We start from the raw sequence: 26,956 nt of genomic DNA on the forward strand, positions 1-26,956 counted from the left end.
GGGAGGAAGCCGGAACTAGTTTGTCGAATCAACGATGTTGGCAACAACTTATCTTGTGTGCCACCTATTCCTGGTAGCCTCGGGGCATGGCACTCCCCACTCCGAAGCCCGGCCGGTCCCCGGCCGGGACGCGGGCCCGGCCTCGGGCGCGGACGCGACTCCGGGACAAGGCACCGACCTGGGGTGGTCGCTGGCCGTGGTCCTGCGCCGGTGGCACGAGCGGGTGGAGGCGGTCCTGGACGGCGTCCCGCACGGCAGCCGCGGCTACCACGTGCTCACCGCGGTCTCACTCGACGAGCCCCCCACGCAGGCGGCCCTGGCCGAGCGGCTGCTGATCGACCGCAGCGTGATGACCTACCTCCTCGACGACCTGGAGGAGGCCGACCTCGTGCGGCGGGGACCCGGTGACCGGCGGGCGGCGGGTGTGCGCCACCGCGCACGGCCGCGAGGTCCTGGCCTCGATCAGCGAACGCGTGCGCGGGGTGGAGGAGGAGGTCCTGACGGGACTCGACGCGCCCGCGCGCGAGCTGTTCCGCCAGATCGCCCAGCGCGCGGCCGTCGCCATCCAGGAGTCCTCCCCACGACCGACCCGTGCGCGGCCGTGCGCCAGGTCGTCGGCCCGGACGGACCGGACGGGAAGCCGGGAAAGCGGGAGGGGCGCGCGGGCGCGGCAACCGGGCGAAGCGGGAGTAACGGGCGGACCGGGGGCGTTCCCGGGCTCCGGAACGCGTACGGGAGGCGTGCGGGGTGCGGCGGGCTTCGGCGGGCGACCGGGGCGGGCGGTAACAGACGACCGGGGTACGTGGTGGCGGGCAACCGGAGCGGGCCACGGCGGGCGTCGGGGTGCGTGGTGGCGGGCGGCTGCGGGCAGACGGGGTATGTGGCGGCGGGCCACAGCAGGCGGCCGGGGTACGTGGCAACGGCTGGACGGCCGGAAGCGGGAACTGAGCGTCGTCGCCAGTCGATAGGCTCCCCCAGAGTCCGTGAACCGTATGACGAGGGGAACCGCCCGAGGTGTCCGAGGCAGAACAGGTCAGTGCCGTCCTTGACCGGATGGGCGCGCCGGGCGCCCTGGCGCCCCGGCTGCTGGGCGTACTGGGGCCGGGGGCCGCCGCCGCGCTGGACGCGAACCCGTGGCTGCTGCTGCGCCTGCCGCAGGTGACCGCGGAGCAGGCCGACTTCTGCGCCCGCAGGCACCTGGGCGAGGGCGCGCGGCCCGACGACCCCCGGCGGCTGGCGGCCTTCACCGAGCACGTGCTGCGCATGTCCGCCGCGCGCGGGCACACCGTGGTGGAGGAGAAGAAGCTGGCTTCGGTCGTGGGCAAGCTCGGGGTGGCCGACCCGGCCGCCGCGCTGGAGGCGGCCGTGGCCGACGGAGCGCGGTGGTGCTGGAGAGCACCGACGAGGACGACGACGAGGACTTCGACTTCAGCGGGGCGGGGTCCCGGACCTGCCCGACACCGAGCTGTTCTACGCCCTGCCCGAGGTGGGGCACGCCGAGCAGCGGCTGGGCGAACAGCTGCTGCGGCTGATCGGCGGCAACGAGCCGATCATGGACTCGATGACCGCGGGCGAGACGGTGGACGCGGCCGAGGAGCGGGGCGGGTTCACCGTCTCGGACCGCACACGCGAGGCCCTGGTGACGGCGACCCTGCGCCCGGTGACGGTGCTGCGCACGGCCCCGGCGACGCGGCGGAGATCGCGCGGGCACTGGTGTGCCTGGACGCGATCGCCACCGACAGCCAGGTGGGGATCGCGGTGGCGGCGCCGACCGCGCAGGCCGCGGCGGCCGTCAACGCCGACCTGGCGCGGGTCCGCCGGGAGCGGGCCGCTGCCGGAGCTTCCGAGGGGGCGCGGACTTCCGGGGATGCCGGAGGGGCGCCGGAGACCGGGGCCGGAGACGAGGCCGCCGAGGAGACCCGGGGGGCCGAGGAGGACGAAGCGGCGCAGGGACCGAGGGAGCTGAGGCTGCCTCGGGCGAGCAGGGAGCTTCGGAGGCCCAGGGGACTTCGGAGGTACAGGACACTGCGGACGCGCAGCAGACCCCGGCGACACAGGAGGCTCCGGACACGCAGGGGTCCGAAGAGTCCGAAGAGGCTGGCGAAGCGCGGGAGGTCCGGGAGCAGCCGGAACAGCGGAGCCAGCGGGTACAGCAGGGCCAGGAGGGTCAACAGCGCCACGAGGGACAGCAGGGCCAGCAGGGTCCCGGGGAGGCGGTTCAGGCCCCCGTGCGGGCGGTGTCGCTGCCGCGCTCCTGGCGCAGGCCCCGTTGAAGGCCGGTCTCGTGGTGCTGTGCGAGGCGATGTCGGTGGGCGCGGCCCGAGCCGCCGAGCTGGCGTCGGTGTGCGCGGACGACGCGCACCTGGTGCTGCTGGCCGACCCGAACCAGGCGCCCTCGGCGACACCGGGCCAGGTGGTGGTGGACATCGCCGCTTCGCGGACCGCGCACGTGGCCGAGGTGTCCGACGACGACGCTCCGGGGCCGATCGCGGAGCTGGCGGCGGCCGTGGCCGAGGCGGGGTTCCCGAGGTGGAGGCGCCCGGGCGCGAGGTGGTGCGGGTTCCGGCGGCGTCGGCCGAGGAGGCGTGCACCGGGTGGTGCAGTTGGTGACGGACTCGATTCCGCGCGCGTTGGGCATCGGGCCGAGCACGTGCAGGTGGTGACCGCGCGGAGGACGGCCCGGCCGGTGCGCGGCGGTCAACGCCGCGTGCAAGGAGAGACTGAACCCGGGGCCGGGCGCGCACGGCGGGTTCGACGTGGGCGACCGGGTGCTGTTCACGGCGGAGGGCCCCGGCTACGGGCCCGGTGACACCGGTCATCTGCGCGAGGTGGACGGCGGTGCCGTGGTGGAGCTGGTCGGCGGCGGTCGCGTCAAGGTGACCGACCCGGCGGCGCTGCGCCCGGGCTGGGCGGTGACGGTGGCCGCCGCGCACGGGGCCGGTGGCCCGCCGTGGTGGCGGTGTTCCCGCCCGAGGTGCCGGTGTCGCGGCCGCAGGTGTACACGGCGCTGACCCGCGCGACGCGACACGTGTCGCTGGTGGACGCGACCGGCGGCGGGCTGGAGACCGGGGTGCGTGAGAACGCGGCGAAGGAGCGGACGACCCGCCTGGTGAGAATCCTGCGCGAGGGATAGACCCGCAGCCCAGGAAGCACGCGCCCCGCGCACGGACTCTCCCGGTCGACCGGAGTGGAGTTGGTACCGCCGGGCTCCGGTCCCGACCCGTTCGCCCTGCGCGCGAACGGCGGTTGGGCGATGCTGGAGTGCAACCCGAACGGCCAGTGGGCCTTCCTGGACCCCGACACCGTCCGGGGCATCACAATGGCGCTTGCCGACCTACTGGAGAAGATCCCTGCATGAGTGAGGACGTGACGGGGCAGCGGTTGCGCCTCGCGCTGGCGCAGGAGCTGCACGCCAACGGGGTACTGCGCGGAAGCGGGTGGAAAGAGGCGGTCGAAACGGTCCCGCGCGAGGTGTTCGTGGGCGAGGCCGTGTACCAGCTCGACCGGGAAGGCCTGTGGCGGGTGGTCCGCCGCTCGGACCTGCCGGAGGCGGACTGGCTGACGATGGTCTACCAGGACGACACGTGGGTCACGCAGGTGGAGGGAGTCAACGCCGCCGACCCGCACCCGCCGTCGGTGGGAGCGCCGACATCGTCCTCGTCCCTGCCGAGCCTGGTGGTGGGATGCTCGAAGACCTGGACGTGCGGGACGGCCAGAGGGTTCTTGAGGTCGCGACCGGAACCGGGTACTCCACGCGTTGTTGTGCGGCTTGACGCCGTTATGGACCAGGACGCGGCGGCGTGGGCTACTCTTGCGGCGTGGGGTCGACGGGGTGGCGGGCATCGGCGAAGGTCCTCGTGACCTTGGCGGGATGGCTGGGCGCCAACGCACAGGTGCTGCTGGAAGCCGAGGAGGACGGAACCATGCGGGGCCGGTTCCTGCCCGTGCAGAGGTCGTTCATGATGGCACGGTCGATGCGGGCACCGGCGGAGGCGCCGCTCGTACTGGGCCGAACGTGCCCCAGCGTCCCACGGATGTGGGGGCCGAAGTACTCGATGACTGGACGGGGCGGTTCGTGGTCCAGCTCACCGTTCCCGAGGCCGTACCGATGGTGGTGGGGCCGAGCCGCGGTGTGCGCGATATCGAACCGGATCGTGGGCGTTGGTCGACGAGGACGCAGACGGGACCGGGGTGAGCCAGCACGGCCGGTCAACCTCTGGGGCCGCGTCGAGAGCAGCGTTCGGTGGTGGAGGGCGCTGGGTGAGCCCTCGGTGTCCGAGTTCGGCCTCACCGTGTCTCCAAGGGAACAGCGGGTGTGGCTGGGGTCGCCGGGAGGGCCGTCGTGGAAGCTGCCGGTGTGAGGGATCGGTGCTGTAGCGGTCAGGGCCAGGGAAAGAGGTCCCCTACCGTCTGCTCGGGGGCCGTACGACGGCGGTCCGCGCCTGGAGGACCAGGCGCGGGCGTCGTCATCCCATCTGGCCGGGGTACTTGACCGCTCGGGCGACGACTTTCGCGTACCTGTCGGCCTGCTCGTCGGTGTGCGCGTACATGATGATCGTGTCGGAGCCGCGGGACCGGACCTCCCAGACCGCCCCCGTGCCGTGGGTGCCGGGCGGCAGGTTGGTGAAGAGGACGTCGGGATAGCGGGAGGACAGCTCCTCGTGAGTAGCCATGGTGGACACCGTAGCCAGGTGTGGCCGGTTGTGGGCCCGGTTTGGCGGTGTATGCGTGGCTGGTGCGGAGCGGGTGACGGGTGGGAAACAGAAACCGGCCCTGCCCAGGCGTGGGCAGGGCCGGATCGAGTACTTCGCTACCGGACGCGCATCGCAGCCAGTAGTGCTGTCCACTCCGAGGCCTCGGCCGACAGGTAGCCCAGCTCCCGGTTCTGGGTGTCCCGAACCAGTGTCTCAGAGCCCTCACTAACCTCGACGCAACTTCCGCTACCGCTGCTGTAGCTGGACGTGTGCCAGGAAGCGTTCTCGCTGCTCATCACAGACCTTTCAAGCTCGCATGGAGGGTTTCGAGGAACCGTCGTGAAGACAGCGCCACCGCTACTGGCCACGCACCACAGCCAGTAGCGCCGTCCACTCGGAAGCCTCGGCCGACAGATGGCCCAGCTCCCGGTTCTGGGTGTCACGAACGTGGGTGGTAGGCCCTTCCGCGACCTCCACACAGTTCCCGCCGTCACCACCGCTGTAGCTGGACTTGTGCCAGTCAGACTTCACGGCTCATCCCTTCGTGACAGCGAGAACGGCGGCCCACTCCTGACGAGCGAACGTCAGATGCCCCTGGTTCCGATTCTGAGTGTCACGCACGTCCGAACCAGCCTTGTGCTCGCGGATCTCAACGCAGTTGCCCCCGTTGGCGCTGTAGCTGGACTTATGCCATTCGGTGGTGGTGTTCATGTGAGCTTCCTCAGTACATCGAGCGAGAGTGCAAGTGGCAGGGATGCTGCCAGCGCGGTGGTGGCTTGAGCGGACAGTCTGTCGTGCGTGCTGTCCTCGTGGATCACGTTACCGTCAGCGTGATCACTGACGACCGCGAGTTCCCCTGACTCCAGACGGAAGAGCATCAACGGAGCCGAAGGGCCGAGGAGCGTCGTTCCCTCAGGCACAAGGTGCACCGCGACCCGCCCTGTTTCAGCCCACTCGATGAGGTACGGCACCTGCGCCCGACGAAGGGGCTCAGGGAGGCCAGATACAGCCGCAACAGGAAAGACAGCAGTCACTTCGAGGTCAGGCAACTCTTCCAATCTGCCTGTGCGCAGAGCCACCAAGCGATCAAGCTCCTTCGCGGTGGCAAGCGGCTGCGCTGTCCGAAACACACCACGGGCGACCTCCGGACACTGCAACAACCCAGGAATAAGAGCAGGCGCCACAATGCTGAGCTGCCTTGCGGCACGCTCTATGGCTTCCAAATCTCGTGCCCACTCGGGCAGGGCATGTCCACTCGTAGCCTGACGCCACGCAGCGATCAGCTTCCCATCCGCGCGGAGTACCTTGTCCATTTTCTCCGCAAGAGGGAGGTGGGGAAGGGATTGTCCGTTCACCCACCGGGATACGGAAGCGGCAGAACAGCCCACCCGAGCAGCCAACTGCTCCTGAGTGAGGCCTTGCAAATCGCGGAAGGTCTTAATGAGTTCACGAAACGGAGGGTCGCTCATGCTCGGAATATTACGCCGAGCTTCCGAGGCCTGTCCGGCCTTTTCGCAAGTTCTTCAGGTAGTGGCGTGAGGAGAGCAAGAAACACCAAGGTTAGGGCTCGAAGGCCCGGTGCAACCGCGAGGTAGCCAAGGCGCACAAGTATGTGATGGCAGCAAGAAGCCCCGGAGACCGAAGTCGAAGGCGGCCCCCGAGGCAAGGCGCTCCACCCCGAAAGCCCCGAGGTGAAACATGCAAAAGTCTACCGTTCCGCCCATCCCGCTTCCACGCCGACTGTGCGGAACCGCCACCAAATCAGGCATTCTGCTCGGCCCCGAACTCGGCCACGTCAAGATCGCCCGCCGCTGGGCCGCCCAAGCCACCCGCTCCCGGCCCAGCCTGGCCGAACCCGTCGGCATCGCCGTCTCCGAGATGACCACCAACGCCCTGCGCCACTCGGCGTCCGGGCTCCCCGGAGGCACCATCCGCGTCGAGATCGAACGCACCCCGCGCCACCTCGAACTCCGCGTCACCGACAACGGACCCCGCCCCGGAGAACAACCCACGTTCCCGGCCGTGCCTGCGGCCGAACCCCTCCGGGTCGGCGGCAACGGCCTACGCCTGGTCGAGGCCGTGTGCTCCTACTGGGACTGGAAGCAACACTCCTGCGGCGCGATCACCGTCCGCGCCGTCTTCCCCTGGTAACCCGCTCCCCGGGCGGACCAGCCCTTCCAGACTCCGCACCACCCACCTGTCCCCCGGGCCGGTGCGGATGGGCCGATGCGGAGTGCACCGGCCCAAAGCCCCGCCCTCCCCTTCCCCGGGAGGGCGGGGCCACCCCACCAACCACCCGCACAACACCCAGCGCCGAGTACCGAACCCCCGAAGACACGGAAAGCCCCTCATGCCCGACTACAGCTACCTCCTCGACGGACGCCCCGACGTCCTCACACCCAGCGAAGTCGCCGCCCTGTTCAACATCCGCCCCCGCAGCCTCCACCGAGGCGAATGGGACAACGTCCTCAAACCCTTCCGCACCCCCGGCGGAGCACGCCGCTACCCCAAAGAACACATCGCCACCCTCCTCAACCAGCCAGACCCCCCGACCTGCCCCTGAACCCGCGCGAACACCTCCAGAGCCCACGCGAGGGCATCGACAGCGCGTCTGCGGGGAGGCAACCCGCCACACGACCGGGGCACTCGGGCCACTCCGGCCCTCCCGGAGGCGGCACCGCCACCGCAGCCGAGAAAGTCAGCGGTTCAGCGCGCGTACTGGCGGCACTCTCCCGTGAACACCGAACCCAGTTCCGCGCGCAACGCCTCCCGGGCGCGCTCGGCGGCTCCCGGCCCGCCCCGGTAGACCTGGGTGGCCAGCCCCTCGGCCACGGCGGCGACGCGGGCGGCGGACGCGGCGGCGTCCACGTCCGCCTCCACCTCACCGCACTCCACGCCGTTGCGCACCGCCCGGGCGATCTCGGCGTGCAGCGCGTCCGCCGTGCGCGCGTCCACCTCGGCCAGGGCCGGGTTCTCCAGGGCCCGTCCGGCGAAGACGCGGATCACCCGGAACTCCGCCCGGCGGGGTTCGTCCAGGGGCAGGTGCTCGGCCAGCGCGGCCAGCAGGATCTCGGAAATGGTCCTCTCGTGCCGGGTCCCCTCACCGACGACGTCCGCGACGCGGGTGGCGACGGCCGTACTGACCCGCTCGAACGCGTGCAGCAGCATGTCGTCCTTGGACGGGAAGTAGTGCTGCACGAGCCCGACGGAGATCCCCGCGCGCGCGGCCGTGCGGGCCACGGTCACGGCGTCCAGCCCCCGTTCGGCGATCAGCTCGCACACGGCACCGGTGATCTGCGTGCGCCTCTGGGCGTGGTCTGCGGTTCTCGGCACCGGATAACCGTATCATGGTACGGTCATAATCGTATGGACATACGGTTATCGGAAGGCCCCTCATGCCGCTCCCCCTCGCGCACGTCCCCCTCGCCCTGCTGCTCGCCCTGTCCCCCGTGGTCACGACCCCACCGGACGACGCGTCTCCCCCCACCCCCTCCGTGATGGACGCCTACGTCCGGGAGCGGATGGCGGCCACCAACACCCCCGGGCTGGCCTACGCCGTGGTCGGCCCCGAGGGCGTCGAGCACCAGGGAACCTTCGGCGTGGACGGCGACGGCGCCCCGGTGGACGAGCACACCCCGTTCCTGTGGGGGTCGGTGGCCAAGCCCGTGACCGCCACCGCCGCGCTGGTCCTGGCTATGGAGGGGCGCCTGGACCTGGACGCCCCGGTCCGGGACTACCTGCCGGTCTTCGCGGAGTTCGGCGCCGACCCCACCGTGCGCGACCTGCTCACCCAGACCTCGGGGCTCACCGGGCGCACCGCCGCCGCCACCAGCGACCTGTACGGCGAGCGGGCCCCGGACCTGGACGCGCGGGTGGCGCGCGTCGCCGCCTCGGAGCCGGGGACCCCGGGCACGCACGAGTACAGCAGCGCGAACTACCTCGTGCTGGGCGCCGTCCTGGAGGAGGTGACCGGCGACTTTCGCGGGTACCTGCGCGAGAGCGTCCTGGAGCCGACGGGGATGGACGGCGTCTTCGCCAGCGCGGCCCAGGCGCGCGAGGCCGGGCTGAGCCCGGGGCACCGCACACTGTGGGGCGTGCCGGTGGCCGACGCCGACGGTGTGGACGACGCGGGAGCGGCCTACGGCTACCTGGGCGGGGACGTCACCGACCTGGCCGCGTTCGCGCGGGCGCAGGTGGCGGCGGAACCGCCCGTGCTGGACGCCGCCGCGCTGGAGCGGGCCCGCACAGGGCTGGTCCCGGTCCCCGGTTCGGCGCAGGAGTACGGCCTGGGCTGGCGCGACACCGCCCTGTCCGATCTCGGTGAGCCGATCGTCTTCCACGGCGGTTCGACCCCGGGGTACGCGGCGATCGTGGTGGTGCTGCCCGAACGGGAGAGGGCGGTGGTGGTCCTCCAGAACACCTACGACATGCTGCGCGACAACGGGATCCAGGCGGTCGCCTTCGGGCTGGCCCACATGCTCGCGGGCGGCGACTCCCCCTCCTCCCCCGGCACCGACCCGCTGTACCTGGCGTCGGTGTGGACGCCCACGGCCGCCGCGGCGGCGCTGGGCGCGGGCGCCGTCGCGGCCGTGCGGGTCCGGCGGCCCCGCAGGTGGGCGAGCGCGCTGTGGTCGGCCCTGGGGCTGGTCGCGGTGGCCGCCGCGGTGGGGGTGGCGGCGAGCCACGGTCTGCGCCCGGCCCTGACCTGGGTGCCCGACGTGACGGCGGCGACGCTGGCGGCGGGTGTGCTCGGTGCGGCGGTGGTGGTCCTGCGCCCGCTGGCGCACCGGCGCGACGCCCGGTCCCGGACCTGACCCCCGGCGTACGAGGCGACGCCACCGTCATGGCCCCGCACCCTCTGGCGCACCGGCGCGACACCCGGTCCCGGACCTGACCACCGGCGCACGGGGCGGCCCCGCCGCGGCCCGACCGGCGGGCCCGGCCGCGGCGGGACGCGCTCAGATCCGGTCGAGGAAACCGCCGTCCACCATCAGGTTCTGTCCGGTGACGTAGGCCGCGGCCGGGCTGGCCAGGAAGGCCACCGCGCGGGCGACCTCGTCGGGGTGGCCGAGGCGGCCGTAGGGGATGCGCTCGCGGACGGACTCGTAGAACCCCGGGTCGCTCTCACGGCGGCGCGCCCAGCCCCCGCCCGGGAACTCGATCGGGCCGGGCGAGACGGTGTTGACCCGCACCCCCTCCCCCGCCCAGGCGCGGGCCAGCGAGGACGCGTGGTGGTTGAGCGCGGCCTTGACCGCGCCGTAGGAGCGCGGTCCGGCGGGCACGGTGGTGTGCAGCGCCGAGGTGCTGGAGATCAGCACCACCGAGCCGCCGCGCTCGGAGGCCAGCAGGTGGGGCCTGGCCGCCTCGGTCAGGCGCACGAAGGGCATCAGGTCGGCCGCGAAGCCGCGCTCCCACTGGTCGGGGGTGGGCGCGCTGCCGCCGGAGACGTTGGACACCAGCACGTCCAGGCCGCCGAGTCCGGCCACCGCGTCCTCGACGAAGGAGGGCAGCGCGTCGTGGTCGGTGACGTCCAGGGCGCGCGAGAACACGCGGGCGCCGGTCTCCTCCAGCTGCCGGGCCGCCTCGGACAGCGGTTCGGGGGTGCGCGCGCAGATCGCGAGGTCGGCGCCCTCGGCGGCGAACAGCTGGGCGATGGCCCGGCCGATCCCCCTGCTGGCGCCGGTCACGGCGACCCGTGCCCCCTTCAGTCCCAGATCCATTGCCCCGTCCCCTTCGCTCTCGGCTCGCACGGCCGCCTGCCGGGGTCGCGCGCACCGCTTCGGGCACACGGCGGGCGCTCGCCGCACCCGCCCCGCGACGGCAGACGGGCGGGCCGCCCCTGGGGGTGGCCCGCCCGCGTCAACCTATCGCACGCGTGTGCCGGGACACCGGTTCCGGAGGAGCCGGAGCCGGTGCGTTCGGGGCGGTCAGGCCCCGGTGGAGTGGAATCCGCCGTCGACGTGGACGATCTCGCCGGTGGTGGCGGGGAACCAGTCCGACAGCAGCGCCACGACCGCCTTGGCCGCGGGCTCGGGGTTGGTGACGTCCCAGCCCAGCGGGGCGCGCTCGGGCCAGTGCTTGGCCAGCTCGGAGAACCCGGGGATGCTGCGGGCGGCCATGGTGCTCAGCGGTCCGGCGGAGACGAGGTTGACCCGGATGTTCTGGTCGCCGACGTAGCGGGCCAGGTAGCGGGCGGTGGAGGTCAGCGCGGACTTGGCCACGCCCATCCAGTCGTAGATGGGGTAGGAGACGCTGTTGTCGAAGTCCAGGGCCACGACCGAGCCGCCGTCCTTCATCAGCGGCAGCAGCGAGGTGGTCAGCGACTTCAGGGAGAAGGTCGAGGTGTGCATGGCCGTGGCCACGTCCGACCACTCGGTGTTGAGGAAGTTGCCGCCCAGGGCGTCCTGCGGGGTGAAGCCGATGGAGTGCACGACGCCGTCGAGGCCGTCCACGTGCTCGCCGACGCGGGCGGCCAGGGTGGAGAGCTGCTCGTCGTCGGTGACGTCCAGCTCCAGGATCGGGGGCGTCTCGGGCAGGCGCTTGGCGATGCGCTCCACCAGGCTCAGGCGGCCGTAGCCGGTGAGCACGACCGTGGCGCCCTGTTCCTGGGCCAGGCGGGCCACGTGGAAGCCGATGGAGGAGTCGGTGAGCACCCCGGTGACGAGGATGCGCTTGCCTTCGAGGATTCCCATGTTCGGGTCGTCCGTCCTGTCTGTGGTCCGTTGCGGAAGGGGAGCCCTTCCGGTGGCTGGAGGAAAAAGAGGGGGCCGGACCCGGTCAGTGGCCCATGCCCAGGCCGCCGTCGACGGGGATCACGGCGCCGGAGATGTAGGCGCCGCCGGGCCCGGCGAGGAAGCCCACCGTCCTGGCGATGTCCTCGGAGGAGCCGAGGCGGCCCAGCGGGACGTTCTTCTTGATGTCGGCCTGGCGCTCCTCGGACAGGGCCGCGGTCATGTCGGTCTCGATGAAGCCGGGGGCGACGATGTTGACCGTGATGTTGCGCGAGCCCAGCTCGCGGGCCAGGGAGCGGCCGAAGCCGACGAGCCCGGCTTTGGAGGCGGCGTAGTTGACCTGGCCGCCGGAGCCGAGGAGGCCCACGACGGAGGAGATGAGGATGATGCGGCCCGAGCGCTTGCGCATCATGCCGCGCACGGCGCGCTTGGACACGCGGAAGGCGCCGGTGAGGTTGGTGTCCAGCACGGAGGAGAACTCGTCCTCGCTCATCAGGGCCAGCAGCTGGTCCTTGGTGATGCCGGCGTTGGCCACGAGCACCTCGACGGGGCCCTGCGCCTCCTCGACCTCCTTGAAGGCGGCGTCGACCTGGGCGGAGTCGGTGATGTCGCAGCGGACGCCCAGCAGACCCTCCGGGGGCTCGCCGGAGCGGTAGGTCACCGCGACGTCGTCTCCGCCCGCGGCCAGCTCACGGGCGATGGCCAGGCCGATTCCGCGGCTGCCGCCGGTGACCAGTACCGAGCGCGACATAGGGGCTCCTCTTCTCCTGCGGCTGCTGTGATCAGCCACGACGTGGTGTTGCGGGGGGTGGGATCGCATTGCAGCGTACCGAGCTACCCGGCGGTAGACGCAACCGAGGCGGGCAGGGGCGACGATCCGCCCATGCGTGGGGATTCCGGACACGCTGGGGGGACGTCCCGAGCCCGGCGGGTGTTGGTGAGGTGTGTCACCGCCGCGCCGGAACCGGGGAGCCGGTCCTGGCGGCCCGCTCCAGGGGGTGCGACAGAGCGTGGCCGCAGGGAACCGGGTCCTCGGCGAAGCGCGGCCACGCACCCCCTGAGCGCGCAGCGGTAACACCCCGCAGGGATTTCCTCAGGCCCAGCCCGCGTCGTGGGCCAGGATGGCGGCCTGCACCCGGTTGGACATGCCCAGCTTGGCCAGGATCCGGCTGACGTGGGCCTTCACCGTGGCCTCGCGCATGCCCAGGTCGCGGCCCGCCTCGGCGTTGGACCGGCCCCGGGCCACCGCGAGGAGCACCGACCGCTCGCGCTCGCTGAGCACCGACAGGCGGCGCACGGCCTCGGCGCGGCCCGCCGCGGAGTCGGCGGGGGCGGGCGCGGCGAAGCGTTCGAGCATGCGCTTGGTCACGCTGGGCGCGAGCATCGCGTTGCCCTCGTGGACGGTGCGCACCGCGCCGATGAGGTCGCGGGGCGGGGTGTCCTTGAGCAGGAAGCCCACCGCCCCGGCCCGCAGGGCGCTGTGCACGTACTCGTCCAGGTCGAAGGTGGTCAGCAGGACCACGCGGGGCGGCCGGGGCAGGGCGGTCAGGCGGGCGGCGGCGGTGATCCCGTCGGTGCCCGGCATGCGGATGTCGAGCAGCACCACGTCGGGGGCGAGTTCCTCGGCCAGGCGCACGGCCTCGGCGCCGTCGCCGCCCTCTCCCACCACCTCGATGTCGGGGGCCGAGTCCAGGATCATCCGCAGGCCGGACCTGACCAGGAGTTCGTCATCGACCAGGAGCGCGCGGATCACCTTCGGAAACCTCTTCCTCCGTACCGGATGGATCGTCGGTTCGCACGATAGCGCGCAGACGCCACCCGCCGTCGGGGCACGGCCCCGCGCTGAGGCTTCCGCCGGAGAGCACGACGCGCTCCTGCAGCCCCGTCAGACCGAAGCCGCTGCGGGGCATGGGCGAGGCCGGGCCCCGCGCGGGCGCGTTGGCCACCTCCACCTCCAGCTGGCGGTCGGCGTAGTGCAGGCGCAGGGTGACGGCGGCGCCGGGCGCGTGCTTGGCGGCGTTGGTCAGCCCCTCCTGGACGATCCGGTAGGCGGTGCGCTGGGCGCCCGTCGGCAGCGTGCGGACCCGGCCGCTCTCCTCCCGGTCGATCGGCATCCCGGCGGCGCGCCACTCCTCCACCAGGCGGTCCAGGTCGGACAGGACCGGCTGGGGAGCGGTGGGCGCGGCGTCGGTGTCGTCGCGCAGCACCCCGAGGATGCCGCGCAGTTCGGTGAGGGCCTCGCGGCCGGTGGTGCGGATGAGCCCGGCCGCCTCGACGGTGCGCGGGTCCTCGGCGGAGACCTCCAACCCGCCCGCGTGCAGCACCATGAGGCTGACCCGGTGGGCGACCACGTCGTGCATCTCCCGGGCGATGCGGGTGCGCTCGGCGGTGATGGCCTGCTCGGCCATCATGTGCTGTTCGCGTTCGAGGCGCTCGGCGCGCTCGTGGAGGCGGTCGATGAGCTGGCGGCGGGTGCCCACCCACAGGCCGAAGACCATCGGCACGACCAGCAGCATGCCGATGAGGAAGACCTGCCCGAGGGGGTTGGCCTCGTAGGCGACGACCATGGCCAGGCTGTACACGGCGAACCAGCCCACCAGCAGGCGCCGGTTGGCCTGGTACACCGAGTACGAGTACAGGGCGATCACGGCCGGGACGAAGTTGGCGAAGCACAGCAGCAGCACGAGCGCGGTGACGAGCATCCACTGCGGGAAGCTCCGCCGCAGCAGGACCGTGGCACCGGCGAACACGACCGGGATCACGTAGAGGACCACCCCGGCGGCCAGGGCGAACGCGATGTTCACGTTGGACAGGACCGCCAGGAGCGCGGGGACGAGCCCGCCGAACAGGCCGAGCTGCGTGCTGCCCACCAGTTGCAGTACCCAGCTGAACGGCAGCGGCAGCACGGCGTAGAGCCAGTCGGCGATGGTCAGGCGGCGGGCCCACCACCACTCCCGGTTCTTGTTCCACAGGGCGCCGGCGTCCCTGCCCCGGTCGCTCACCCAGCTCCTCATGCTGGGGAGTCTACGGCGGCGCCCCAGGTCGGCCCGTGCGCGCGCCGCGCCCGGTCCCGCGCGGTCCGATCGTCGGTCCACGCGCGAAAGCCCAGGCGGGCAGGGGCGCGTGGCGCCCCCGTGACTCCGGGTGACCTCTCGGACCCCGACGAAAGTCGGTGCGCCGACCAGACGAAGGAGTCGCGAACCCGCCCGTCACCGTTCCTTTGGCCGAGTCGCGAATCGGCCCAGCGGGGGACGCCCGGGCCGGGCGGGCGGACCTAGCGTTGTGGACAGCCGCGACGGAGAGCCCGTCCGGCCCGCACACCATCCCCGATTCCTGGAGCTGTCTGCCGTGACCGAGTTCACCGTGAAGCCCGACCCGACGGTCACCTCACCGCCGGTGGTGGTCGCCCGGGGCCTCACCAAGACCTACGACACCGGCGACAGCCAGGTCCACGCCCTGGCCGGGGTGGACGTGGAGTTCCACCGGGGCGCGTTCACCGCCATCATGGGCCCCTCGGGGTCGGGCAAGTCCACCCTCATGCACTGCCTGGCCGGGCTGGACGTGCCCACCTCGGGCACCGTGCACCTGGGCCGCACCCAGATCACCGGCCTGCGCGACGCCGAGCTGACCCTGCTGCGCCGCGACCGGATCGGGTTCATCTTCCAGTCCTTCAACCTGCTGCCGATGCTGACCGCCGAGCAGAACATCCTGCTGCCGTCGCAGATCGCCAAGCGCGGGGTCGACAAGCAGCGCTTCGACCACATCATCGACGTGGTGGGCCTGCGCGACCGGCTCAGCCACCTGCCCGCCAAGCTCTCCGGCGGCCAGCAGCAGCGCGTGGCCGTGGCCCGGGCCCTGCTCAACGCGCCCGAGGTCGTCTACGCCGACGAGCCCACCGGCAACCTCGACTCGCGCTCGGGCGCCGAGGTGCTGGAGTTCCTGCGCGACTCGGCCCGCGACCTGAACCAGACCATCGTCATGGTCACCCACGACCCCGTGGCCGCCTCCTACGCCGACCGCGTGGTCTTCCTGCGCGACGGCCGCCTGGTGGACGAGGTCGTCGAACCCACCGCCGAGCTGGTCTCCGCGCGGCTGCTGAAGCTGGAAGAGGCCTGAGGGACATGCTGCGCACCACACTCGCCGGGCTGCGTCTGCACAAGTCCCGGTACGTCACCACCGTGCTGGCGATCCTCCTGGGGGTCATGTTCGTGTCGGGGACCATGGTCTTCGCCGACACCCTCAACGCCAGCTACGAGAAGTCCGTCATGGGCTCGGCCACCAGCGTGGACGCCATCGCCATGCCCTCCGAGCCCGAGTTCGACCCCGAGAGCACGGAACCGCCCGAGGAGCGGGTTCCCTTCACCGACGAGCAGCTGGACGGGGTCCGGGCACTGCCCGAGGTCGCCGAGGCGGGCGGGACCCTCCGGGGCGAGGCCGTGCTCCTGGACGACGAGGGCCGGGCGACCGGCTTCCTGCCGCCCAGGGCGCTCGGGCTGAACGGGGTCAGCCGGTTCACCGCCGACGAGGGAGCGCTGCCCGCGAACGGGGACGAGATCGCCCTGGCCACCTCCACCTCGGAGCAGCTCGGGTTCACGATCGGCGACACGGTGACCGTGCTCGACCTCGAGGGGGACAAGCGCGACTTCACCGTCACCGGACTGGTCGAGTTCGGTGTGGACAGGACCTACAGCGCCGCGGGCGCCGTCGTCTTCGACCCGGACACCACCCGGGAGATGACCGGCGTGACGGACTACGCCGAGATCGACGTGCTCGCCGCCGAGGGCCACACCCCGCAGGAGGCGGCCGACGCCGTCGCCGCCGAACTCGGGGCGGCGGCCGACGTACGCACCGGTGAGGAGGCCGGTCTGGAGATAGCCGAGAGCTCGGGCGGCCAGACGGAGCTGATCCGCACCGCGCTGCTGCTGTTCGCCTTCGTCGCGATGTTCGTCGCCGGGATCGTCATCTACAACACCTTCGCCATCCTCATCGCCCAGCGCCAGCGCGAGCTGGCCCTGCTGCGGTGCGTGGGCGCCAAGCGCGGCCAGGTCTTCCGGTCGGTGCTGACCGAGTCGGTGGTCGTGGGCCTGGTCTCCTCCGCCCTGGGAGTGCTGGCCGGTGTGGGCGTCGGCATGGCCGGTGCGGCCTACGGCGGCCCGCTGTTGGGCACAGGGGAGGCGGTGCCCGTGGTGGTCACTCCGACGGCGGTCCTGGTCGGCCTGGCCGTGGGCACAGTGGTGACCGTGTTCTCCGCCCTGGTCCCGGCCACGCGCGCCACCCGGGTGGCGCCGCTGGCGGCCCTGCGCACCAGCGCCACCGCCGCCGGTCTGGAGAAGGGCACCGGCTGGGTACGCGTCGTCGTCGGCCTGCTGGCCTTCGCGGTCTCGGCCGCCCTGGTCGCTCTGGTCCTGAACGCGGACATGGCCCAGGTGGGCATGGTGGTGGTGACCGCCGCCGCCCTCGTCGCTTTCGTGGGCGTGGTCGTGCTGGGTCCGCTGCTGGTGCGCGGCATCGTGCGCGTGGTCGGCGTCCCCCTGCGGAAGGTGGGTGTGCCGAGCATGCTGGCGGTGGACAACTCCACCCGCAGCCCGCGCCGCGCGGCCACCGCGATGATCGCCCTGACCGTGGGCGCCACCCTCATCACCGGCTACTCGGTGATCAGCGCCTCCACCGAGACGACCATGACCCGGCAGCTGGAGGAGCAGTTCCCGGTGGACTACCAGATCACCCCGCAGTTCTCCATGCGGGAGCCGGGGACCGGCACCGAGACAGCCGGGGCCCCGGAGGGTTCGGAGAGCTCGGAACAGCCCGCAGGCGCCGAGCAGGCTCCCGCCGGTGACGAGGCCGCGGCCGGAGAGGCTCCCGCCGACGGCGCCGAGGGTCCCGTCGAGCCCGCGGGGCCGACCGGGGACGCGTCCTCCGGTGAGGGCGCCGGCACGGAGGCCGCCTCCGCCGGGGCCGCCCAGGAACCGGAGTCCCCCACCGTCCCGGACGAGGTCCGGGCGGCGCTGGAGGGCCAGTCCGCCCTGGGCAAGGTCTTCAGCCAGCGCAGCGTCTACGTCGAGACGGACGGCGACCAGTCGGTTCCCGTCTACACCTACCCGGGCGCCGAGATCGGCGTCGACCTCACCAGCGACACCGTCGAGGGCGACCTGACCGACATCGGACCGGGCAGGGCTACGGTGACGGAGGGCTACGCCGAGGGCGCCGGGGTGGGCGACACCCTCACCCTTCCGGCCGAGGACGGCCAGGACCTGTCCGTGGAGATCGTCGCGGTCGTGGAGGACATGCAGTCCCTGACGGGCGTGACCCTGCACCCGGAGGACTTCGCCGCGGCCTTCCCCTCGGTGGACGGGGACGAGATGCTGCTCATCCGCGCCGCCGAGGGAGCCGACGCCGCCGAGGTGCGCGACGCGGTCAACACCGCGGTCGAGGACCACCCGACCATGCAGGTCGGGTCGGCCGCCGAGATGAAGAACCAGTTCTCCCAGATCCTGGACATCGCCTTCTACACCATCGCGGCGATGCTGGGCCTGGCGATCATCATCGCGGTGTTCGGCATCTCCAACACCATGGCGCTGTCGGTGCTGGAGCGCACCCGCGAGTCCGCGCTGCTGCGGGCGCTGGGGCTGGCCAGGGGGCAGCTGCGCCGGATGCTGAGCGTGGAGGCCGTGCTGCTGTGCCTGATCGGCGCCGGTATCGGCATCGTGCTTGGCGTGGTGTTCGGCTGGGCGGCCGGGGCCTCGGTCCTGCCGGACATGGTCTTCACCGTGCCCTTCGGCCAGATCGCGGTGTTCATCGTAATCGCCGTCCTGGCCGGGCTGCTGGCCTCGGTGCTGCCCGCCCGCCGGGCGGCGGCCACCTCGATCACGGGGGCGCTGGCCAGCGAGTAGGCGGCCACGCCTCCGCGGGCGCACGCGTCGCCGCGACGGGAAACGCGCGGGCCCCCTTCCGCCTCCGGGCGGAAGGGGGCCCGCGCTCTCGGCGTTCTCCCCCGCCGAACGGGGGTCGCTCCGCCGGAGGCCGCACCCCGCGCCACGACCGTGGACGCCGTGTCCCGGGCGCCGTGCCCCGGGCGGTACACCTCAGACGGCGTGGCCCTCAGGTGTCCGGGGCGCCGGTGTCCCTGGGGTCCTCGGCGTCCGGAACGTAGCCCGCCGTGTCGGTGGTCCGGTCGCGCTCGTCGTCCCGGTCGCCGTGGGGCGTGTCCGCCGGATGCTCGTAGGGCCTGTCGGGGTGCTCGCTCCGCACGGCCGCGCCCTCGTCGACGTCGGGCGTGACGTCGTCGCTCTCCTCGTGCATGGCCTCCTGCTCGGCGCTGCGGGTCTCCCCTCCCCAGCTCTCGCGCGGGTAGAGGTCGCTGCGCTCGGAGCGCACCGCCTCGTCGATCCCCCGCGGCTCGGACGAGCTGTCGGTCCCCGGCATGTCGGGGTCCTCGAAGTCGTACTCCTGGATGTCGTAGTCGGCCTCGATCCGCCGCTCCCGGGCGACGGCCTTGCTCAGCTCGGGGTCGTCCCCCATGTCGGTGTCCACGTCATAGGGCTCTTCAGTCATGTTCGCCCCCTTTCCCTCGTTAGTCCCGTGCCCCAAACCGGCGCACCTATGTCACCGGCGGGCGCACGGGACGGCGGGGCGGACCGGGGGCGGTCCCGCCGAACGCCCCGCTACCGCCGGCGGGCGCGCTCGGCGCGGCGCAGCAGCAGCGGGCGCAGGGCGGCCTCCAGCGCGACGGAGCCGTCGAGCTTGCTCTGGCCCACGACGCGGTCCTCGAAGTGGATGGGGATCTCCACCATCTTCTGCCCGCGCCGGTAGGCCCGGTAGTGCATCTCCACCTGGAAGGCGTAGCCGGTGCTCTCGATGCCGGGCAGGTCCAGGACGCGCAGCGCCGAGGCCCGCCAGATCTTGAAGCCCGCGGTGACGTCGCGGATGGGGATGGACAGCACCGTCTTGACGTAGGCGTTGGCCCAGCCGCTCAGCAGGCGGCGGCTGAGGTTCCACCGCTCGGACAGGCTGCCGCCGGGGACGTAGCGGCTGCCGATCACCACACCCGCGTTGGTGGCGTGCAGGGTGCCGAGCAGCTGGGGCACGTAGCCCACGGGGTGGCTGAGGTCGGCGTCCATCTGCACCACGTGGTCGGCGCCCTCCTCCAGGGCGCGGGTCATGCCCGCGACGTAGGCGCGGCCCAGGCCGTCCTTGGCGGTGCGGTGGACGACACCGACGCGTCCGGCGAACTCGACCGCGAGCTTGTCGGCGACCTCACCGGTGCCGTCGGGGGAGCCGTCGTCCACGACCACCACCCGCAGCCGCGGCAGGTCCAGGGCCATGAGCTGGCCCACCAGCACCGGGAGGTTGTCCGCCTCGTTGTAGGTGGGCACGACCACCGTCACCCGGGAGTCGGCCCACGGCGCGGGGAGCGGCACGGGTTCGGGGGTGACGCGCACGGGCGGGGAGGGCGGCTGCTGGGGGGACGGCTGGGAGGACATGCGCGGCGGCTCCTGCGGATCGGACGGGTGGCGCGGGACGGGCGGAGCGTACGCGGGATACGCGTGTGAACGGTAGGGTACGCGGTCCTTTCCTCCGTTCGCAGAGGAGAAGTCCCCTTTTCCCTCCCCCTCACTGCCCCCGCTCTTGGGCGACCACCGCGACGTGGACGAGGGCGCCCGTCTCCTCCAGGGTCATCAGCACCTCGGGGTCGGCGCTGCTGTCGGTGACCAGGTGGGCGATCTCCTCGGGGGCGACGGTGGGCACCATGGTGTCGGCGCCGATCTTGGTGTGGTCGGCCAGGACGATGGTCTCCTCGGCGCACGCGGCCAGGGCGCGGTCCACGCTGGCCACGGCCGGGTTGGGTGTGCTCAGGCCGCGGTCGGCGCTGACCCCGTTGCCGGAGAGGAAGGCCCGGTTGACGCGCAGCCCGGCCAGGCTCTCCTCCGCCGCCGCCCCGACCAGGGCCCGGATGGGGCCGTGCAGGGTGCCGCCGGTCACGACCACCTCGACGCCGGCGGCCCCGGCCAGGACGTCGGCGACGCGCAGGGAGTTGGTGACCACGGTCAGGTCGGTGCGGGTCAGGAGCGCGCGGGCGAAGGCCTCGGCGGTGCTGCCGGGGCCGATGGTGACGGCGTCGCCGGGGCGCACGAGTCGGGCCGCGGCGGTGGCGATGGCGGCCTTCTCGGCGGCGCACTGGCCGCTCTTGCCGGAGTAGCTCTGCTCGTGGCCGATCCTGCCGGGCAGGGCGACCCCGCCCCGGCGGCGGTCCACCAGCCCCTCGGTCTCCAGCGCGCGCACGTCGCGGCGGATGGTGACCTCCGAGGCGCGGACCCTGACGGCGATGTCGCGCAGGGACATGGTGCCGTTGGCGCGCACGAGTTCGAGAATGCGCTCCCGGCGCTCGGCGGCGAACGCCGGACGGTTCTCCTCGGCCATGGACCCACTTCCGTGCTCTGCTCGGGCACGGGCCACGGTCCCGCGCGACTCCCTAGACTACGGACCCGTCGGCGGTGGTGATCCGTCCGGGCCGGACGGCGTCCTCGGGCGCCGCCTGCTCCGGAACCCTCCCGGAGGCGGTCCCGGGCTCCCCGGCCTCCGCGGCGGCCTCCTCCTCGGTGGTCTGGCCCCCCTCTCTCAGGAGGGTGACCACGACGATCGCCGTGAGCGCCACCAGACCGACGAGCGCTCCCGCGCCGAGCAGTACCACGACAGACATCTGGGCCTCCCAGGGGACGGGCTGACCTGCCAATAACCGAATTCCCGGTTTGGGTTGACCTCACACCACCGAACGCGGGGGAGATCGGGACACAATGGGGGGCATGAAGCTCGATCCGGCACCCCTGTCCATCGAGGTGTGGTGGGTACGCACCTCAGCCGCCGACGACCGCCTGCTGCGCCTGTTGGACGAGGAGGAACGGTCACGCAACGCCCGCTTCCGGCTCCAGGCCGACCGCGACCGGCACCTGCTGGGCCGGGCGGTGTCCCGGCTGCTGCTGGCCGAGCGGGCCGACTGCCCGCCCGAGAAGGTGACCTTCGCTTTGCGCTGCCGTTCCTGTGAGGAGAAGGAGCGGGCGGGCGCCAGCCGGGGCGAGGACTCCGCGCAGGGCCCGCACGGCAAGCCCCACCCCTCCGGCCCCGCCGAGGGGTGGGAGCTCTCCGTCAGCCACTCGGGTGAGTGGGTGGTGCTGGCCCTGGCCCGCGAGGTGCCCGTGGGCGTGGACGTGGAACGCGTGTCCCCGGCCCGCGACCTGGAGGGCCTGGCGGGCTACACGCTGGGCGAACCCGAGCAGCGGGCCTGGGAGCGCCTCTCCCCCGCCGACCGGGTCGGCGCCTTCTTCCGCTACTGGGCCCGCAAGGAGGCGCTGCTGAAGGCGACCGGCCTGGGCCTGTCCGGCGGGATGCGGCGGGTGCTGGTGAGCCCGGCGGACGCCGCCCCGGAACTGCTGTCCTGGGAGGGCGGCGGGGCGCCGGGGGCGGTGGCGCTGGCGGACCTGGACGTCGGGGCGGTCCCGGACCGGGGCGGGGAGGAGTACCGCTCCGCGCTGGCGGTGCTGACCGACCGGCCGCTGGAGCTGGAGCCGCGCACCCACGAGGAGACCGTCCGGCTGCTGCGCTCCCGGCCGGGCGGAGGCTGAGCCCCCGAGGGGCGGCAGGGCCCCTCGGGGAAGACCGCGTTCCTCGGGGAGGGCGGGCCTCCCGGAGCGGACCGCCCCCGGGTCCCGCGCTCTCGCGGACCGGGCGGCGGCGTCCTTCCGCGCGGGGGGACAGCGCAGGCGTCCCCGCGGGCCGGACGGCGGCGCGGGTCGTCCCCGGGGGGAGGCGGTCAGGCTCCCTCCCTGGCCAGGTGGCGGCTGATGACCATGCGCTGCACCTGGTTGGTGCCCTCCACGATCTGGAGCACCTTGGCCTCGCGCATGTAGCGCTCGACGGGGAAGTCGCGGGTGTAGCCGTAGCCGCCGAAGACCTGCACGGCGTCGGTGGTGACCCTCATGGCGGTGTCGGTGGCCAGGAGCTTGGCCATCGCGGCCTGCTTGCCGAAGGGGAGCCCGGCATCGCGCAGGCGGGCGGCCGACAGGTAGAGCTCGCGGGAGGCCGCGACCTGGGTGGCCATGTCGGCGAGCATGAAGCCCACGCCCTGGAAGTCGCCGATGGCGGTGCCGAACTGGTGGCGTTCGCGGGAGTAGTCCACGGCGGCGTCGAGGGCGGCCTGGGCGAGGCCGACCGCGCAGGCGGCGATGCCCAGGCGTCCGGAGTCCAGCGCGGACAGGGCGATGCCGAAGCCCTTGTCCCGCTCGCCCACCAGGGCGTCGGCGCCGAGGCGGACGTCGTCGAGGAGGACCCCGGCGGTGGTCGAGGAGTTCATGCCCATCTTGCGCTCGGGGGCCGCCGATCCCAGGCCGGGGGTGTCCGCGGGGACGTGGAAGCAGCTGATGCCGCGGGCACCGGAGTCGGGGGCGCCGGTGCGGGCGAAGAGCGTGTAGTAGTCGGCCTGGCCGCCGTGGGTGATCCAGGCCTTGGCGCCGTTGACGCGGTAGCCGTCCCCGTCGGCCTCGGCCCGGGTGGCCAGCGCGGAGGCGTCCGAGCCCGAGGCGGCCTCGGACAGGCAGTAGGCGCCCAGGAGGTCGCCGCCGAGCATGCCGGGCAGGTGGGCGTCCCTCTGCGCGTCGGAGCCGAAGGTGGCCAGGGGGTAGCAGGACAGGGTGTGGACGCTCACGCCCAGGCCGACCGCGAGCCAGCCCCGGGCCAGCTCCTCCACCACCTGGAGGTAGACCTCGTAGGGCTGGTCCCCGCCGCCGTACCGGCCGGGGTAGGGCAGGCCGAGCAGTCCGGCGCCGCCGAGCACGCGGAAGACCTCGCGCGGGAACAGGCCGCCCTCCTCGTCCCCGGCGGCTCGCGGGGTCAGCTCCTTGTCCACGATCTCCCGGGTCAGTTCCAGGAGCTGCTCCGCCTCGGGGGTGTGCAGAGTACGTGCGACCGTCATGAACCTCTCCCGCGCCTGTCCGACATGTGGACACCTAGTAGGACGTCCAACTATATGGTGACGTACGGCACCCCCGCTCCACAAGCCGACGGGGCCGGGCGCTCCGGTCCCTTGGACGGCGCACCGCTCCGGCGGCCGTCGCGTTAGACGGGGCGGCCCGCCGCGCCCGCGACGACAGCACGCCTGTACACGAGCCCCCTCCTCGTCCTAGATTCCACGCATGGACCTCGAACTCCGCCACCTGCGCACCATCTGCCTCCTGGCCGACACCGGCAGCGTGACCAAGGCGGCCGCCGCGCTCTCCACCTCCCAGCCCGCGCTGACCACCCAGCTCCAGCGGATCGAGCGCGAGGTCGGCGGGCCGCTGTTCCACCGCGGGCGCTCGGGGGTCCGCCCCACCGAGCTGGGCGAGTTCGTGCTGGTGCGCGCCCGTTCGGTCCTGCTGTCCATGGACGACCTGCTGCACGACATCACCGCGCGCGGGGCCTCCCCCACCACCCTGCGCGTGGGCGGGGTCGGGCCGCTGACGCTGGAGCTGTCGGCCCGCATGCCCGAGGTCTTCCCGAACGTGCCGGTCCACGTGCGCACGGAGTACTCCCCCAAGCTGGTCACCGACCTGGTGCGCGCGGGCCGCCTGGACCTGGGGACCACGATCGACTACGTGGACCGCGACCTGTCCACCGACGGCCCCCTGTCCTGGGCGATGCTCTCGGTGGAGCCGCTGCACGTGGCGCTGTGGGCCGACCACCCCCAGGCGAAGCGGCCGCTGGTCCGGCTGGGCGACCTCGCGAGGTCGCCGTGGGCGCTGACCCCGCCGGACGGCACCGGCTGGCCCGAGTGCTTCTACCTGGCCTGCCAGCGGGCCGGATTCACCCCCGAGGTGCCCTACCGGCTCTACGACCGCTCCGAGATCCGCGACCTCATCGCCGACCGCCGGGCGGTCGCGCCGTGCCAGCCGGACTTCGACACCGGCCCGGACGTGGTGGTACGCCCCCTGGAGGGTGAGCCCATACAGCTGCGCCACCTGCTGGTCTGGCGGCGCGACAGTCCGATCCAGCAGGCCTCCGACACGATCGCCCGGTTGGCCCGCGAGATCCTGGGCGGCCCGTCCCGCACACCGGACCCCCCGCCCCCGGGCGCCGCCGCGTCCGCTCTCGGCCGGACGCCGGACGAGCGGTGCAACGGGCGTGCGCCGGGGGCGCTCAACGGCTGAGCCGACCGCGCTCCACCCCCTCCCACCTGGACACACGCCACATAGCGACCGGTCGGTTTGCGAGGTGGGGCGGCACGCGTAGAGTGTTTACTCGCAAGTAACGTACTCGTGAGTAGACATCCCCCCACCGTCCGCTCCGCAGACACGTACCTCTCCCCCACGGGCCCCGCCCCGCCCGTTCCGCGAAGGCACGACCGAGTCCAGGACACCATCATGCGACCACTGAGCATCATCTCCTCGACGCTGGCCGTCACGGTTCTCCTCACCTCCTGCTCCAGCGGCACGGACGGCTCCGACCGGGCGGTCACCCCCGGGGTGACGGACGACGCCGTCGTCATCGGGACGCACCAACCGCTCACCGGAGCGGCCTCCCCCGGTTTCCGCCACGTCTCCACCGGCGCCCGCGCCGTGTTCGACTACATCAACGACAACGGCGGCGTCCACGGCCGCCGGATCGAGTACCAGGTCCAGGACGACGCGTTCGACCCCGCGCAGACCCAGGAGGCCACCCGCAGCCTCATCGACGACCAGGAGATCTTCGCCATGCTCGGCGGCCTGGGCACCCCCACCCACGAGGCCGTGATCGAGGAGCTCAACGAGGCGGGCGTCCCCGACCTGTTCGTCTCATCCGGCGCCCTGGCCTGGGACCAGCCCGAGGTCTACCCCTACAGCTACGGCTTCCAGGTCGACTACACCCGCGAGGCCAAGATCCAGGGCCAGTACATCGCCGAGAACTTCCCCGGTGACAAGGTCGGCCTGCTCTACCAGAACGACGACGTGGGCCCCTCCTCGCACGCGGGGATCGAGCAGTACCTCACCGAGGAGATCGTGGCCTGGGAGTCCTACGACCCCGGCGTCCCCGAGCTCGCCGGGCAGGTCGCGGAGCTCAAGCGCTCGGGCGCCGAGGTCGCCGTCTGCCACTGCATCCCCGCCTTCCTGGCCCTGGCCGTCCTGGAGGCCACCGCGATCGGCTACACCCCGCAGTGGGTGGCGCCCAGCTTCGGCGGCGACGTGGCGGTGGCCACCGGGCTGATCGAGGAGTACGCGCAGGGCACGGCGGCCGAGGACGTCCCGCCCGAGGCCTTCCTGGACGGTCTGATCATCACCGCGTTCCTGCCGATGGCCGCCCAGCGCGAGGACCCGTGGACCGAGTTCTTCCTGGAGATCCACGAGAGGTACAACGAGGGCACGCCCTTCACCGACACCACCGTCTACGGCATGGTGCAGGCGGTCCTGTTCGCCCAGGTGCTGATGGAGACCGGCCCCGACCTGACGCGGGAGAGCCTGCTCGCCACCCTCAACTCCCACGAGTGGACGGGGCCCGGCCTGGTGCCGTTCAACGCCACCGGGAACGACCACAGCGGCTACGCCGGGGTGATGGTGGTGCGGCACCAGGCGGGTGAGGAGCCCGAGGTCCTCCAGGAGCCCATGGTCACCGACAGCGGAGGCGGTGAGGTCCTGCCCTTCGCGCTGGACCGGCCCGCGCCCGACGAGGTGACCCTCTTCGGGGGGTCCGGCGGGTAGACCGGTGAACCGGCGGCGGCCCCGGAACGGTGCCGCCGCCGGTCCGGGTACGGCGGACGGCCCGGCCCGTGGGCAGGAGGGCGTGCGCGAACGCGCGTGTTCGGGGCGGGTCTCAGGACCGTGTCCGCCGACGGCGCGAGCGCGCCCACCAGACCGCGCCGATCACCACCGCGAGCACCGCCCCGCCCACGGCCACCGGCAGGCCCAGGTCCGTGCCGCCGACGCCGACCATCACCAGCGCCGCCGTGCCGGGCGCCCCGCCCAGGAGCGTGCCCAGCGCGAAGGGCCACATCCGCATCCGGGTCAGCCCGAAGCCGTAGTTGACCACCTGGTAGGGGATGGCCGGAACCAGGCGCAGCTGGAGCACCGCCAGGAGGGCGCGTCCGCCCGCCAGGGTCTCCAACCGGGCGCGGGCCCCCTCGGGCAGCCGCCGGGCCACCGCGTCGCCCGCCACGTGGCGGGCGACCCAGAACTGGGCCAGGGCGGCGCACACCCCGCCCGCCACGGCCAGGAACAGGCCCAGGGACATTCCGAAGAGCAGCCCGGCGGCGGCGTTGAGGGCGGGCCGGGGCAGGAAGGCGAACACTCCCAGCAGGTACACGCCCAGGTAGGCCAGCGGAGCGGCCGCTCCGGCGTCCTCCACCCAGGCCTGGAGGGTCTCCAGGTCGGGGCCCCACAACAGAGCCGACACCAGCAGCGCCACCCAGAGCAGCAGCAGGGCGAGCCGCGACACGTCCGCGGCTCGCACGCCGCGCGTGTCCTCACCCATGGCCACAGCGTACGCCCGGCGCCGGACTCCCACGGAACCGGCGGATACGCACCGTTCGGCGCA

At 72.9% G+C, this 26,956-nt stretch carries 27 protein-coding genes and 1 pseudogene; 11 read left to right on the forward strand and 17 right to left on the reverse strand.

The genetic code is table 11. From position 1 onward, the window contains the following. Positions 1-34: 34 nt before the first annotated feature. The 3 genes and pseudogenes from EV372_RS00005 (at position 35) to EV372_RS29295 (ending at position 3,861) form a co-directional block, all read left to right on the forward strand. On the forward strand, positions 35-1,162 hold the full coding sequence (locus EV372_RS00005; RefSeq protein WP_486484394.1) for a MarR family winged helix-turn-helix transcriptional regulator: 1,128 nt from the start codon (positions 35-37) through the stop codon (positions 1,160-1,162). Then, positions 1,054-3,133 (forward strand): annotated as a pseudogene (locus EV372_RS00010) (helix-hairpin-helix domain-containing protein). Before EV372_RS00005 ends, EV372_RS00010 begins: the two are co-directional and overlap by 109 nt. A gap of 221 nt (positions 3,134-3,354) precedes the next feature. Next, positions 3,355-3,861 (forward strand): hypothetical protein, encoded by a 507-nt coding sequence (locus EV372_RS29295; RefSeq protein WP_486484395.1) that lies wholly within the window; start codon positions 3,355-3,357, stop codon positions 3,859-3,861. A gap of 605 nt (positions 3,862-4,466) precedes the next feature. On the opposite strand, the gene EV372_RS00025 is transcribed toward EV372_RS29295, so the two are convergent. The 5 genes from EV372_RS00025 to EV372_RS00045 form a co-directional block, all read right to left on the reverse strand. Continuing rightward, on the reverse strand, positions 4,467-4,673 hold the full coding sequence (locus EV372_RS00025) for a hypothetical protein (protein ID WP_130394109.1): 207 nt from the start codon (positions 4,671-4,673) through the stop codon (positions 4,467-4,469). Between the two features lie 137 nt (positions 4,674-4,810). Continuing rightward, on the reverse strand, positions 4,811-4,990 hold the full coding sequence (locus EV372_RS00030; RefSeq protein WP_130394111.1) for a DUF397 domain-containing protein: 180 nt from the start codon (positions 4,988-4,990) through the stop codon (positions 4,811-4,813). A gap of 61 nt (positions 4,991-5,051) precedes the next feature. After that, a complete protein-coding gene (locus EV372_RS00035) occupies positions 5,052-5,225 on the reverse strand; it encodes a DUF397 domain-containing protein (RefSeq protein WP_130394113.1) in 174 nt (57 codons plus the stop codon). Between the two features lie 3 nt (positions 5,226-5,228). Then, positions 5,229-5,405, reverse strand: coding sequence for a DUF397 domain-containing protein (locus EV372_RS00040; RefSeq protein ID WP_130394115.1), 177 nt, complete (start codon positions 5,403-5,405; stop codon positions 5,229-5,231). Continuing rightward, complete coding sequence (locus EV372_RS00045; RefSeq protein ID WP_130394117.1) at positions 5,402-6,163, reverse strand: Scr1 family TA system antitoxin-like transcriptional regulator; 762 nt, start codon at positions 6,161-6,163, stop codon at positions 5,402-5,404. Before EV372_RS00045 ends, EV372_RS00040 begins: the two co-directional genes overlap by 4 nt. 229 nt (positions 6,164-6,392) lie before the next feature. On the opposite strand from EV372_RS00045, the gene EV372_RS00050 reads away from it, so the two are divergent. Together EV372_RS00050 and EV372_RS00055 are read left to right on the forward strand one after the other, a co-directional pair. Continuing rightward, entirely contained in the window at positions 6,393-6,845 is a 453-nt protein-coding gene (locus tag EV372_RS00050; RefSeq protein ID WP_130394119.1) for an ATP-binding protein, read from the forward strand. A gap of 199 nt (positions 6,846-7,044) precedes the next feature. Then, positions 7,045-7,257, forward strand: coding sequence for a helix-turn-helix domain-containing protein (locus EV372_RS00055; RefSeq protein WP_130394121.1), 213 nt, complete (start codon positions 7,045-7,047; stop codon positions 7,255-7,257). 143 nt (positions 7,258-7,400) lie between these two features. On the opposite strand, the gene EV372_RS00060 is transcribed toward EV372_RS00055, so the two are convergent. Continuing rightward, a complete protein-coding gene (locus EV372_RS00060) occupies positions 7,401-8,027 on the reverse strand; it encodes a TetR/AcrR family transcriptional regulator (RefSeq protein ID WP_130394123.1) in 627 nt (208 codons plus the stop codon). A gap of 62 nt (positions 8,028-8,089) precedes the next feature. Between EV372_RS00060 and EV372_RS00065 the strand changes: the two genes are divergently transcribed. Beyond that, the gene (locus EV372_RS00065) at positions 8,090-9,508 is read left to right on the forward strand and encodes a serine hydrolase domain-containing protein (protein ID WP_130394125.1); all 1,419 of its coding nucleotides are present in this window, start codon (positions 8,090-8,092) and stop codon (positions 9,506-9,508) included. A 144-nt stretch (positions 9,509-9,652) separates the two neighbouring features. Here the strand turns inward: EV372_RS00065 and EV372_RS00070 are convergent, their stop codons facing one another. The 5 genes from EV372_RS00070 to EV372_RS00090 form a co-directional block, all read right to left on the reverse strand. Beyond that, positions 9,653-10,414: an SDR family NAD(P)-dependent oxidoreductase gene (locus EV372_RS00070; protein ID WP_130394127.1), complete on the reverse strand. Its 762-nt coding sequence runs from the start codon at positions 10,412-10,414 to the stop codon at positions 9,653-9,655. Positions 10,415-10,621: 207 nt separating this feature from the next. Further along, entirely contained in the window at positions 10,622-11,386 is a 765-nt protein-coding gene (gene fabI, locus EV372_RS00075) for an enoyl-ACP reductase FabI (RefSeq protein WP_019608363.1), read from the reverse strand. 85 nt (positions 11,387-11,471) lie between these two features. Beyond that, positions 11,472-12,176: a beta-ketoacyl-ACP reductase gene (gene fabG, locus EV372_RS00080; RefSeq protein WP_130394129.1), complete on the reverse strand. Its 705-nt coding sequence runs from the start codon at positions 12,174-12,176 to the stop codon at positions 11,472-11,474. A 342-nt stretch (positions 12,177-12,518) separates the two neighbouring features. After that, the gene (locus EV372_RS00085; protein ID WP_130394131.1) at positions 12,519-13,178 is read right to left on the reverse strand and encodes a response regulator; all 660 of its coding nucleotides are present in this window, start codon (positions 13,176-13,178) and stop codon (positions 12,519-12,521) included. Then, positions 13,153-14,439 (reverse strand): sensor histidine kinase, encoded by a 1,287-nt coding sequence (locus EV372_RS00090; RefSeq protein ID WP_197044342.1) that lies wholly within the window; start codon positions 14,437-14,439, stop codon positions 13,153-13,155. Before EV372_RS00090 ends, EV372_RS00085 begins: the two co-directional genes overlap by 26 nt. 334 nt (positions 14,440-14,773) lie before the next feature. Between EV372_RS00090 and EV372_RS00095 the strand changes: the two genes are divergently transcribed. Together EV372_RS00095 and EV372_RS00100 are read left to right on the forward strand one after the other, a co-directional pair. Continuing rightward, on the forward strand, positions 14,774-15,541 hold the full coding sequence (locus tag EV372_RS00095; protein ID WP_130394132.1) for an ABC transporter ATP-binding protein: 768 nt from the start codon (positions 14,774-14,776) through the stop codon (positions 15,539-15,541). Between the two features lie 5 nt (positions 15,542-15,546). Beyond that, positions 15,547-18,315 (forward strand): ABC transporter permease, encoded by a 2,769-nt coding sequence (locus EV372_RS00100; RefSeq protein WP_130394134.1) that lies wholly within the window; start codon positions 15,547-15,549, stop codon positions 18,313-18,315. A gap of 208 nt (positions 18,316-18,523) precedes the next feature. On the opposite strand, the gene EV372_RS00105 is transcribed toward EV372_RS00100, so the two are convergent. The 4 genes from EV372_RS00105 to EV372_RS00120 all read right to left on the reverse strand — a co-directional run bounded on the left by EV372_RS00105 (position 18,524) and on the right by EV372_RS00120 (position 21,122). Beyond that, a complete protein-coding gene (locus EV372_RS00105; protein ID WP_019608358.1) occupies positions 18,524-18,955 on the reverse strand; it encodes a hypothetical protein in 432 nt (143 codons plus the stop codon). A gap of 131 nt (positions 18,956-19,086) precedes the next feature. Continuing rightward, entirely contained in the window at positions 19,087-19,905 is an 819-nt protein-coding gene (locus EV372_RS00110; protein ID WP_130394136.1) for a polyprenol monophosphomannose synthase, read from the reverse strand. A gap of 130 nt (positions 19,906-20,035) precedes the next feature. Next, entirely contained in the window at positions 20,036-20,842 is an 807-nt protein-coding gene (locus tag EV372_RS00115; RefSeq protein ID WP_019608356.1) for a DeoR/GlpR family DNA-binding transcription regulator, read from the reverse strand. 52 nt (positions 20,843-20,894) lie between these two features. Continuing rightward, complete coding sequence (locus EV372_RS00120) at positions 20,895-21,122, reverse strand: hypothetical protein (protein WP_130394138.1); 228 nt, start codon at positions 21,120-21,122, stop codon at positions 20,895-20,897. Between the two features lie 94 nt (positions 21,123-21,216). Here EV372_RS00120 and EV372_RS00125 point away from each other — a divergent pair, with 94 nt between their 5' ends. Next, positions 21,217-22,041 carry a 4'-phosphopantetheinyl transferase family protein gene (locus EV372_RS00125; RefSeq protein ID WP_130394140.1) on the forward strand — a complete coding sequence of 275 codons (825 nt, stop codon included), beginning with the start codon at positions 21,217-21,219 and terminating at the stop codon, positions 22,039-22,041. 188 nt (positions 22,042-22,229) lie between these two features. Here EV372_RS00125 and EV372_RS00130 read toward each other — a convergent pair whose 3' ends face one another. Continuing rightward, entirely contained in the window at positions 22,230-23,387 is a 1,158-nt protein-coding gene (locus EV372_RS00130; RefSeq protein WP_130394142.1) for an acyl-CoA dehydrogenase family protein, read from the reverse strand. Between the two features lie 220 nt (positions 23,388-23,607). Between EV372_RS00130 and EV372_RS00135 the strand changes: the two genes are divergently transcribed. After that, positions 23,608-24,600 carry a LysR family transcriptional regulator gene (locus tag EV372_RS00135; RefSeq protein ID WP_130394143.1) on the forward strand — a complete coding sequence of 331 codons (993 nt, stop codon included), beginning with the start codon at positions 23,608-23,610 and terminating at the stop codon, positions 24,598-24,600. A gap of 213 nt (positions 24,601-24,813) precedes the next feature. Further along, positions 24,814-26,124, forward strand: a complete 1,311-nt coding sequence (locus EV372_RS00140) for an ABC transporter substrate-binding protein (protein WP_130394145.1) — start codon at positions 24,814-24,816, stop codon at positions 26,122-26,124. A 112-nt stretch (positions 26,125-26,236) separates the two neighbouring features. Here the strand turns inward: EV372_RS00140 and EV372_RS00145 are convergent, their stop codons facing one another. Continuing rightward, positions 26,237-26,893, reverse strand: coding sequence for a VTT domain-containing protein (locus EV372_RS00145; RefSeq protein WP_130394147.1), 657 nt, complete (start codon positions 26,891-26,893; stop codon positions 26,237-26,239). Positions 26,894-26,956: the final 63 nt, after the last annotated feature.

Source organism: Nocardiopsis sp. CNZ308 (genome assembly GCF_004217075.1).

Bases quoted from the DNA above. Each gene is read 5' to 3' on its own strand.
- EV372_RS00005 (WP_486484394.1), top strand. From the start codon at position 35: ATGTTGGCAACAACTTATCTTGTGTGCCACCTATTCCTGGTAGCCTCG.
- EV372_RS29295 (WP_486484395.1), top strand. From the start codon at position 3,355: ATGAGTGAGGACGTGACGGGGCAGCGGTTGCGCCTCGCGCTGGCGCAG.
- EV372_RS00025 (WP_130394109.1), bottom strand. From the start codon at position 4,673: ATGGCTACTCACGAGGAGCTGTCCTCCCGCTATCCCGACGTCCTCTTC.
- EV372_RS00030 (WP_130394111.1), bottom strand. From the start codon at position 4,990: ATGAGCAGCGAGAACGCTTCCTGGCACACGTCCAGCTACAGCAGCGGT.
- EV372_RS00040 (WP_130394115.1), bottom strand. From the start codon at position 5,405: ATGAACACCACCACCGAATGGCATAAGTCCAGCTACAGCGCCAACGGG.
- EV372_RS00045 (WP_130394117.1), bottom strand. From the start codon at position 6,163: ATGAGCGACCCTCCGTTTCGTGAACTCATTAAGACCTTCCGCGATTTG.
- EV372_RS00050 (WP_130394119.1), top strand. From the start codon at position 6,393: ATGCAAAAGTCTACCGTTCCGCCCATCCCGCTTCCACGCCGACTGTGC.
- EV372_RS00055 (WP_130394121.1), top strand. From the start codon at position 7,045: ATGCCCGACTACAGCTACCTCCTCGACGGACGCCCCGACGTCCTCACA.
- EV372_RS00065 (WP_130394125.1), top strand. From the start codon at position 8,090: ATGCCGCTCCCCCTCGCGCACGTCCCCCTCGCCCTGCTGCTCGCCCTG.
- EV372_RS00070 (WP_130394127.1), bottom strand. From the start codon at position 10,414: ATGGATCTGGGACTGAAGGGGGCACGGGTCGCCGTGACCGGCGCCAGC.
- fabI (WP_019608363.1), bottom strand. From the start codon at position 11,386: ATGGGAATCCTCGAAGGCAAGCGCATCCTCGTCACCGGGGTGCTCACC.
- fabG (WP_130394129.1), bottom strand. From the start codon at position 12,176: ATGTCGCGCTCGGTACTGGTCACCGGCGGCAGCCGCGGAATCGGCCTG.
- EV372_RS00090 (WP_197044342.1), bottom strand. From the start codon at position 14,439: ATGAGGAGCTGGGTGAGCGACCGGGGCAGGGACGCCGGCGCCCTGTGG.
- EV372_RS00100 (WP_130394134.1), top strand. From the start codon at position 15,547: ATGCTGCGCACCACACTCGCCGGGCTGCGTCTGCACAAGTCCCGGTAC.
- EV372_RS00110 (WP_130394136.1), bottom strand. From the start codon at position 19,905: ATGTCCTCCCAGCCGTCCCCCCAGCAGCCGCCCTCCCCGCCCGTGCGC.
- EV372_RS00115 (WP_019608356.1), bottom strand. From the start codon at position 20,842: ATGGCCGAGGAGAACCGTCCGGCGTTCGCCGCCGAGCGCCGGGAGCGC.
- EV372_RS00120 (WP_130394138.1), bottom strand. From the start codon at position 21,122: ATGTCTGTCGTGGTACTGCTCGGCGCGGGAGCGCTCGTCGGTCTGGTG.
- EV372_RS00125 (WP_130394140.1), top strand. From the start codon at position 21,217: ATGGGGGGCATGAAGCTCGATCCGGCACCCCTGTCCATCGAGGTGTGG.
- EV372_RS00130 (WP_130394142.1), bottom strand. From the start codon at position 23,387: ATGACGGTCGCACGTACTCTGCACACCCCCGAGGCGGAGCAGCTCCTG.
- EV372_RS00135 (WP_130394143.1), top strand. From the start codon at position 23,608: ATGGACCTCGAACTCCGCCACCTGCGCACCATCTGCCTCCTGGCCGAC.
- EV372_RS00140 (WP_130394145.1), top strand. From the start codon at position 24,814: ATGCGACCACTGAGCATCATCTCCTCGACGCTGGCCGTCACGGTTCTC.
- EV372_RS00145 (WP_130394147.1), bottom strand. From the start codon at position 26,893: ATGGGTGAGGACACGCGCGGCGTGCGAGCCGCGGACGTGTCGCGGCTC.